Annotated in this window: 6 protein-coding genes and 3 pseudogenes; 4 read left to right on the plus strand and 5 right to left on the minus strand. The window is 42.5% G+C overall.

Annotated elements, in window-relative coordinates:
* The coding region (locus L3V23_RS21035; RefSeq protein WP_237292396.1) for a diguanylate cyclase at positions 1 to 121 on the plus strand (121 nt) is incomplete at its 5' end.
* A gap of 293 nt (positions 122 to 414) precedes the next feature.
* A pseudogene (locus L3V23_RS21040) lies at positions 415 to 1,560 on the plus strand (IS3 family transposase).
* A gap of 212 nt (positions 1,561 to 1,772) precedes the next feature.
* Here L3V23_RS21040 and L3V23_RS21045 read toward each other — a convergent pair.
* The 4 genes from L3V23_RS21045 to L3V23_RS21060 all read right to left on the minus strand — a co-directional run bounded on the left by L3V23_RS21045 (position 1,773) and on the right by L3V23_RS21060 (position 6,293).
* On the minus strand, positions 1,773 to 3,026 hold the full coding sequence (locus L3V23_RS21045; RefSeq protein ID WP_237292964.1) for an ABC transporter substrate-binding protein: 1,254 nt from the start codon (positions 3,024 to 3,026) through the stop codon (positions 1,773 to 1,775).
* A 177-nt stretch (positions 3,027 to 3,203) separates the two neighbouring features.
* On the minus strand, positions 3,204 to 4,103 hold the full coding sequence (locus L3V23_RS21050) for a carbohydrate ABC transporter permease (protein WP_237292966.1): 900 nt from the start codon (positions 4,101 to 4,103) through the stop codon (positions 3,204 to 3,206).
* Positions 4,103 to 4,969 carry a sugar ABC transporter permease gene (locus L3V23_RS21055; RefSeq protein WP_237292968.1) on the minus strand — a complete coding sequence of 289 codons (867 nt, stop codon included), beginning with the start codon at positions 4,967 to 4,969 and terminating at the stop codon, positions 4,103 to 4,105. Before L3V23_RS21055 ends, L3V23_RS21050 begins: the two co-directional genes overlap by 1 nt.
* 70 nt (positions 4,970 to 5,039) lie before the next feature.
* The gene (locus L3V23_RS21060; RefSeq protein WP_237292969.1) at positions 5,040 to 6,293 is read right to left on the minus strand and encodes an ABC transporter substrate-binding protein; all 1,254 of its coding nucleotides are present in this window, start codon (positions 6,291 to 6,293) and stop codon (positions 5,040 to 5,042) included.
* Between the two features lie 302 nt (positions 6,294 to 6,595).
* On the opposite strand from L3V23_RS21060, the gene ugpC reads away from it, so the two are divergent.
* Complete coding sequence (gene ugpC / locus L3V23_RS21065) at positions 6,596 to 7,687, plus strand: sn-glycerol-3-phosphate ABC transporter ATP-binding protein UgpC (RefSeq protein ID WP_237292972.1); 1,092 nt, start codon at positions 6,596 to 6,598, stop codon at positions 7,685 to 7,687.
* A gap of 69 nt (positions 7,688 to 7,756) precedes the next feature.
* Positions 7,757 to 8,074 (plus strand): annotated as a pseudogene (locus L3V23_RS21070) (transposase); the annotation flags it as partial.
* 407 nt (positions 8,075 to 8,481) lie between these two features.
* On the opposite strand, the pseudogene L3V23_RS21075 reads toward L3V23_RS21070, so the two are convergent.
* Positions 8,482 to 8,601: pseudogene (locus tag L3V23_RS21075) on the minus strand (IS5/IS1182 family transposase); the annotation flags it as partial.

An 8,601-nucleotide genomic window follows, 5' to 3' on the forward strand; every position in this document is an offset into this window, starting at 1 on the left:
AATTTCAATTGGTGTATCGCACTGGAAAGGACAAGAGGACTCTATACATGAGGCAATCAAAAATGCAGATAATGCGCTGTATAAAGCTAAGCGTAATGGGCGAAATCGCACTGAACTGTAATAGAAGGTCTTAGGTCATGGTTAGCCTCTCTTGTCAGACTATAAACTCTGGGGGAGGTAAGTTTTGTTTGGTAGACTGACTCTGTAAGATTTCTAATAGCTCAAATGATTAAAGTTTCGATTACGCCTAGTTTAGCTACTTTGTTGTATCGAGAATCGCTACTTTCAGGCTATTTAGCTATATACTAGGTAAGTGAACTATAGGTGATGCGTATTCGTATTACCTAAAGTATGATCCGCCCCAGCAGTTTTGGACACTGAGTTAAGTGAGTATAATCACTAACGAGGTGAACAATGACAACTAAGAAAACTAGAATTAAACATTCCCCTGAATTTAAAGCAGAAGCCCTGAAGTTAGCAGATAAAGTGGGAGTGGCTGCGACAGCAAGACAGCTTTCTTTACATGAATCTCAAATCTACGGGTGGCGGAAGAACTCGAAGAAAGACACCAGTACTAGTCAGCGAGAGCAAGAGCAAGAGCTAGCCGCAGAGGTTGCCAAGCTCAAAAGGCAGTTGGCTGAGCAAGCAGAAGAGCTAGAAATTGTAAAAAAGGCCGCCACCTACTTCGCGAAGAATCTAAAGTAATTGCTACGAGTTTATGCTCGAACACCTGCTGTGTTTCAGTATAGTACGTATGGCTAAGGTGTTCGGGATATCCCGAAGTGGGCTTTATTACTAGATTAAGCATCGACACAACGCCATCCAACGCGAGGCTATTCGCCAAAATCTTGATTCAAAAGTCAAAGAAGCTTTCGACAACAGCAAAGGCCGAGATGGCTCAAGGCGTATCCAAAAAGAACTGTCTGAGAGCGGTGATAGCCACAATGTGAAAACCATTGCGGCCAGTATGAAGCGTCAAGATTTAACGCCGAAAGCGGCACGTAAATTTAAGTGCACTACGGACAGCAAGCATCAAATGCCTGTTGCTCCAAGCCTGTTGGCTCAGAACTTTAGCGCATCTGCTCCGAATGAAAAATGGGCTGGAGACATCACCTATATAGCGACAAGCGAAGGCTGGCTGTACTTGGCGGTAATTATTGACCACAAGTAATTGGATGGTCTATGGATACCAGAATGACGGCTACGCTGGTCTGTGATGCGCTATCAATGGCGTTGTTCCGTCGCGGGTTCCCCGAGCAGGTTATCGTTCATAGTGATCGAGGTAGTCAGTACTGCTCAAAAGATTATCGAGACCTCATAACTGCTTATAATCTAAAACAAAGTATGAGTAGGAAAGGAAATTGCTGGGACAATGCTTGTGTTGAGAGCTTCTTCCATTCTATGAAAGTGGAAGCGATCCAATATGAGCCGATTATGACGAGAGACCAGATGCGCCAAACGATCTTCGAGTACATAGAGATTGATTATAATCGGACGAGAAGGCACAGTGCTCTTGGGTATCTAAGCCCAGTTATCTTTGAACAACAAAATGTCGCTTAATGAAGTGTCCAGTCTGGCTGGAGCAGATCAGTTGCCAGAAGCTCTACGGTTCCAACAAGAACTGGAAAAAGCGTTATGGCTACATGGGAGCAGCATGTCCTTCTCTCTGAATTAAGCAACAGAGCCGTCTCACATTGTAATGCTTCTTTCATGCTTTCAGAAGAGAATGTAATAGGGATGAGGCTGTGACGCCTCTCCCTTGTAGAAAGCGATTATTGAAGATGTTTTTCAACAATCTGATCCCAGCGCTGCAAAATCTTGTTGTAGTCTTGATCCGGGTTGAGCAAGAATGCTGTAATGTCATTTGGCATATCAGCACCAAGGTCGGCAGGAATGTTACCTACAGGAAAGGTAACAAGTTGACCAGCTGAACGCGCTTCTTCATAAGCTTTCGCGAGCTCTGGTACGCCAGATGTGCCCCCAGCAAGGGTAGTTATCGCCGTATCAGCCTCTAAGAAAATTTTTAAGTTCTCATCATTCATCCAGAAATCGATCCATTTTTTCGCGGCTTCTACCTCACCTGAATCTTTCGGGATTGCCCAACCAGGGCCGTTGTAATCCATGACGATACCTTTAGTACCATTCACTGCAGGGAAAGGATGCAATGAGAAGTGCTCAGGTAAAGAATCATTAGAGAACGGCGTAATATTCCAAATACCCTGTGGAAGCATTGCGACACGTCCAGACTGGAATGTTGTTAACGCAACAGACCAAGGGTCAGTACCTACTGACACCATAGGATTGAAGCATTTCGCATCAATCATCCGTCTGAAGCCTTCAAACGCATTTTTCATTGATGGGTCGTCGGCAAACTTCGCTTCACCACTTACGAATTTGTCCATACGTGAAAGATCTGGGGTGTTGTCGTCAGCAAGTGCCATTGCTAAAAAGTAAACGTAAGGTGTCCAACCGCCATTATTCGCAGCTAGGAGCATTGGCTGGATGCCTTTGTCATTTAGTTTGGTACAAGCTTTAACGAGCTGTTCGAGCGTTTGAGGGTAGTTATCGATACCTGCTTTTTCAAAGAGGTCGTTGTTTACATAAACGCCCATTCCAGATACTTGTAGCATGGAATAGTAAACCGTGTCTGAGAGGCCAAGGTAAGGCTTAAGTTTTGGTTGGACACGTTCAACAAAAGGTAGGTCATTCAAGGGCATTAGCTGACCGTTAGCCCCCCAGTGTTGGATAAATTCACGGTCGACCATTACTACGTCGGGTGGCGATCCTGCTTGCATGCGAGCAGGGATGCTCGTAACCATGTCATTTCGTGCCATGTAGTTTAGCTTTACTTTTATATCAGGATTCGCTTTCTCAAATCTTTCGATGATCAAAGGGAAGTTTGCGATTTCGGCACCAGCACCTTTCCAGCTAGAGACTTCAAGTTCGATCTGTTTTGCAGCAAGGTTGCTAGAAGTAAGTAAACAAGCAGTAATTGCAGTAGCAAGAGAGAGTTTTTTGAGTTCCATGTTAATAGTTTTCCTCAAATCGTTATTGGATAAATACTTGATAGTCTTTATAAATATTGAAAACGCACAGTGCGCAAAGTATTAGTTAAACATAATTATTATGGGTAAAACTCAATATTCGGTTGTTGCTGCCTCCTAAAGAAGTTGAGCAAGGCGTAAATGCCTTGCTCTTGATGGTTATTTCACTGCACCTGCTGTCATGCCATTTACGATCTGTTTTGACAGAGTAAAGAACACAACAAGTAGCGGTAGCGACGCTAGTACAGCTGCTGGGAATAACTGCGTTGGGTCAACAGAGTACGTGCCCAAGAACCGTAAAACAGCTGGCATAATGGTCAGTTTGCTCTCGGTTGTGATGAAGAGTAGTGGGTTAACCACATCATTCCAAACACCAAGGGTGATGAAGATCGCTAAAGTGCCCGTGATTGGCTTTAGCATTGGGAAGATTATGTACCAGTATGTTTTTAAAAACGAAGCACCGTCTAGTGTGGCGGCTTCTTCTAGCTCTTTAGGAATAGCCTTCATAAAGCTTGTATAAAAGAATACGCCGAGGGGAAGATGACCTACTGTGTAAACTAGAATAAGACCAAAATACGTATCTAATAATCCCAAATCTCGAATAAATAGGTAAAGAGGCGTTAGAGCTGCAAATGGTGGAATAACCATACCTAACATGAAGAAAATATAAGCCACGTTACTGATTCGGCTACGGATTCTGGCCAATGGATAAGCCGCAAGGGAAGAAATTATTGCGACCGAAATAATCGTGGCAATGGTGATACCAATTGTGTTGAACACTGTACCAAAATAATTCATGTCTGCAACAACATTAACGTAGTTAGAAAAGTGCAGTTCAGATGGTAGCCCTAAAGGATCTAACATGATCTCTTTGCGGCTTCTAAATGACATAAATACCATATAGAACACCGGAGATAAAATAATGAAAGTCACAGTTAACATCAGTGCAACCAAAGCTCCTTTTTTCACACTACGAGGTGAAAGTAACTTATGTGCACTTTTCGTCATTTCTTGGCCTGCGGACATACGATTTAAATTTTTGGATGTAACACTATTCATTAGATTCGGTCCTCACGAGCTCTCAAATAACTGTTTTGGATAATAGTGATTAGAGCAACTAATACGATCATCACAACAGATAAGGCTGCTGCTGAACCATATTTAAAGTCTTGGAAGATCAATTGGAAAATCTTTAAGCCTAACGTCATAGTTGCATAATCGGGACCACCGCCAGTCATGATAAATGGGAACTCAAACGATTTAAGTGTACCGATAGTCGCGAGCGTAACATTGACCGTAATTGCAGGTGCAAGTAAAGGAATATCAATATGAAAGAAAGACTTGACTGGTGATACTCCGTCAACTCGAGCCGCATCTTTTATTTCAGTCGATATCCCTGCATAACCAGCTAAGAAAATTGCTGTTGAATAACCCACGAACATCCAAACATGAACCGCTGCAACCGAGAAAAGTGCGATTGATGAGTCACCAAGCCAGATTTGTTGCATGCTACCCATGCCAAATGAGGCAAATAACTCGTTGAGTCCGCCCCCCATAGGAGCATATAGGTATTGCCACACGTAACCGGCAATAACTAATGACAACATTGAAGGCACAAGTAGCGCAGTGCGTAAAGCATCACGGACCGAAGGAATACTATTTAGAATTGCAGCAAAAATTAGCCCCAATCCATTTTGAAATACAACGACAACAATCCCGTAAATGAGTGTATTTTTCAGCACCTGAACGTAACGTTGATCGGAGAATATTTCTCGATAATTGTCTAGACCAACCCATGTTGCTTCACCAACACCAGCATACTCTGTCATCGACAATGAGATCCCTTTGAACACCGGATAAATAGTGAACATGAGATACAAAAATAGAGCCGGGATAAGGAAATATAACCTTTTATCGACTTTCATAACTACAACCCTCAATTAGCCCATGGGCAAAGACGGCAGCTACAAAAGCATAGCTGCCAAAATACAACAATTAGCGTTTCGCAATATCGCGTGCGATTAATGAGTCCCAACGTTCAAGAATTTCGGTGTAATCTTGAGTTGGATTTAACATAAATGAGGTAATGTCATTCGTCATATCTCGCGTTACTTCAACTGGCAGTGCACCAACAGGGAAGGTTACGTATTGCATTGCATCTCGTGCTTCTACGTAGTCTTTTGCAATATTCATAGGAAGACCTGATGTGCCTCCCTTCAATGAAGTCATTGCTGTATCCGCTTCTAAGAACAGTTTTAGGTTCTCATCGTGAGTCCAGAAATCGATCCATTTTTTCGCAGCATCAACGTGCTCAGCATCTTTTGGAATAGCCCAACCTGGACCTAAGTAGTCTAGGGTAATACCTTTGTCGCCATTGATTGATGGGAATGGCTTGAGCGAGAAGTTTTCCGGCAAAGAGTCTTTGATGAATGGATTGATGTTCCATAAACCTTGCGGAAGCATTGCTATGCGGCCTGACTGGAAAGTGGTAAGTGCGACCGACCACGGGTCAGTTCCGGCACTGATTTTTGGATCGAAGCACTTCGCGTCGATCATAAGACGGAAAGCTTCGAATGCATTTTTCATTGACTCATCTTCAGCAAACTTGATCTTACCATCGTTGAATTGTGCGAGACGGTCTTGGCTGGGAACATCACCATCAGCAAGACCAAGCGCTAAGAAGAAGATATAAGGTGTCCACGCACCGTTATTACCCGCTAGTAACGTTGGCGTAATTCCGTTGCTATTTAGTTTTTCACAAGTAGCTGTAAACTCGGCGATTGTTTCCGGGTATTTTGTCACGCCAGCCTTTTTCATCAGATCATCATTGACGTAGATACCCATACCAGACACCTGAAGCATCGCATAGTAAACATCGTCATCTAGCCCAAGGTGAGATTGAAGACCTGGTTGGATTCGCTCCACAAATTGCTGGTCACCAATCTCCATTAGCTGACCAGCTCCGCCCCAGTGAGTGATGAACTCACGGTCAACCATGATCACATCGGGTGGACTACCAGCTTGAAAACGTGCTGGGATGCTTGTGACCATGTCATTACGCGCCATGTAGTTAAGGCGCACTTTAATGTCAGGATATTGCTGCTCGAACTTTTCGATTAGAACAGGAAAGTTTGCAACTTCTGCTCCAGCGCCTTTCCAACTGGCGACTTCTAGCTCGACTTTGTTTGCTGCAAAACTAGACGCCGAGAATGTGAGAGCTGTAATAGCTGCAAGTTTCGTTAGTTTCATTGTTACCTTCCTTTGTGGAAATCGATGTAGACAGAGGGAGAGCCTCGCCGAACATCTTTGTTATTTGCCATTGAAAATTAATTGGCACACCAAACTTGGGGAAGAGACTAACAATTGGTTGATAACTATTGTGTGACTCGCTTCAAATTAGCTAGATTGCACATGTTATAGGAGCGAGTTATGACCAGATTTATGAATCAAATCACAATAACTGACTAAATGGTAAAAACATGTTAACCAGTGAGGTTTTTTGAGTTATTTTGGTTGATAACTGAATGGGTTAAGAATTTAAGGCACAAAAAATGGCAGATATAAAACTATCAAACGTCAAAAAACGTTTTGGAAAAGTACAAACAATTCATGGTGTTGATCTAGAGATATCGCATGGAGAGTTCGTTGTTTTTGTAGGACCGTCAGGGTGCGGTAAGTCCACACTATTACGATTGATCGCAGGTTTGGAGACTATTTCTGACGGTGAGATCTTCATCGACGGAACGATGGTTAATGATGTAGAACCAGCTGAACGTCACATTTCAATGGTGTTTCAATCTTACGCTCTCTACCCCCATATGACTGTTGAACAGAACATGGGCTTTGGCCTTAAAATGAATGGTGTATCAAAAGATGAAGTGAAACGACAAGTTCTGCTAGCCGCTAAAACACTTCAACTTGAGCACTTGTTAAAGCGTCGTCCAAAGGAGTTATCAGGTGGGCAGCGCCAACGAGTTGCTATTGGTCGTGCTATTGTTCGAAATCCTAGTGCATTTCTGTTTGATGAACCTTTGTCCAATTTAGATGCTGAGCTTCGTGTCGAAATGCGTCTACAAATTGCACGTCTCCACCAAGAAATAGACACGACAATGATATATGTTACCCACGATCAAGTCGAAGCAATGACATTAGCAGATAAAATTGTAGTTCTGCGCGATGGACGCATTGAGCAGGTGGGGTCGCCACTTGAGCTCTATAATAAGCCAACCAATATGTTCGTAGCAGGCTTTATCGGGTCGCCAAAAATGAATTTTGTGAATGGTGAAGTGACTAGAACCAACGAAGAACATTTAGATATTCGTTTGGATGATGAACAGGTGGTGTCTATTCCGATTTACGAAGCGAGTTCAGTTAAAGTTGGCGACAAAGTTAAAGTAGGTATACGACCAGAGCACATTTATGTGGGTGAAGAAAAGGGAAATATTTCTATTCAATTTTCTAGTGAAGTAGTGGAGCGTTTGGGTAATAGTACCTATTTGTTTGGTCAGTTTGCGCAGCAAGAAGGCTTTATTGTATATCACCCTGGGGACAAAGAAGTAAAGGCTTTTGAGAGTATTGACTTGAATTTTTCAGCATCCGATTGCCACGTATTCGATGAAAGTGGTATTTGTATTAGTAACTAAGATCTAGAGAGTGTCCTGAGTTCTGTGTAACTGTCTAGTCTTAAGCCTTAAAGGATAAGGATGGACAATATAGATAAGAAAGCACTCAAAGCTTTTGTTCGTGAAGCAGCAAAGTCAATTAAGACAGAATCTGATCTTTATTAATTACGAAAAATGTTAACCAAGGTGAGCGTTGAGAAGGCGTTAAACGCTGACCTCAATGAGCACCTTGGATACCAAAAACACCAATCTAGAACCAGCTCCAACTCCCGCAATGGCTGCTCGGGCAAGTCAATCGTATCTGATGATGTAGAGGTCGATATCGACTTTCCTCTCGATCGTGAAGATAGTTTTAAACCTCCTCCAATTTCAAAACTCGTCCGCATACACCAAACTCGATTCAGGAGCTTTTGGATAGCGTATTGGTACAACCTCAATGTTTTGTTTCATCCTCTGGGGTATTCGCCGATCTGATTTTAAGTGGCCTATAGTTTTGACTTTATATGCAAATATTAAACATAAATTCCAAGCGTCTGTTCATTTGTCTTGCATAACGCTAAAAGGAAAAAACGGGATTTCGTGCTACTTTTATGTCTTTTTGTGTGATGTCGTGAAGATTCATTTTCTTTATTATACTTTCATAAACTTAATAGGAGAATACAATGAAACAAATCGCATTAGTAACAGGCACATCTACAGGTTTAGGTATTGCGCTTAGTGTTCAGCTCGCGCAACAAGGTTATGAGGTTTACGCAACAATGGGCTTTGTTTCCTAATTCGCGTTCAGTTAAAAACGCCCCTAACATGACTAATTGTTAGGCGATTACCATCGTTTCAGGCATACCTAGCCCTGTGAGCTTGTTTAACGCTTTTATCATGGCGTAAGTCTCACCAACCTGAGCATTGTAATTTCTTAAACTTAATGTCCCACCGAG

This window comes from Vibrio sp. A1-b2 (assembly GCF_021726015.1).
Lineage (GTDB): Bacteria > Pseudomonadota > Gammaproteobacteria > Enterobacterales > Vibrionaceae > Vibrio > Vibrio diazotrophicus.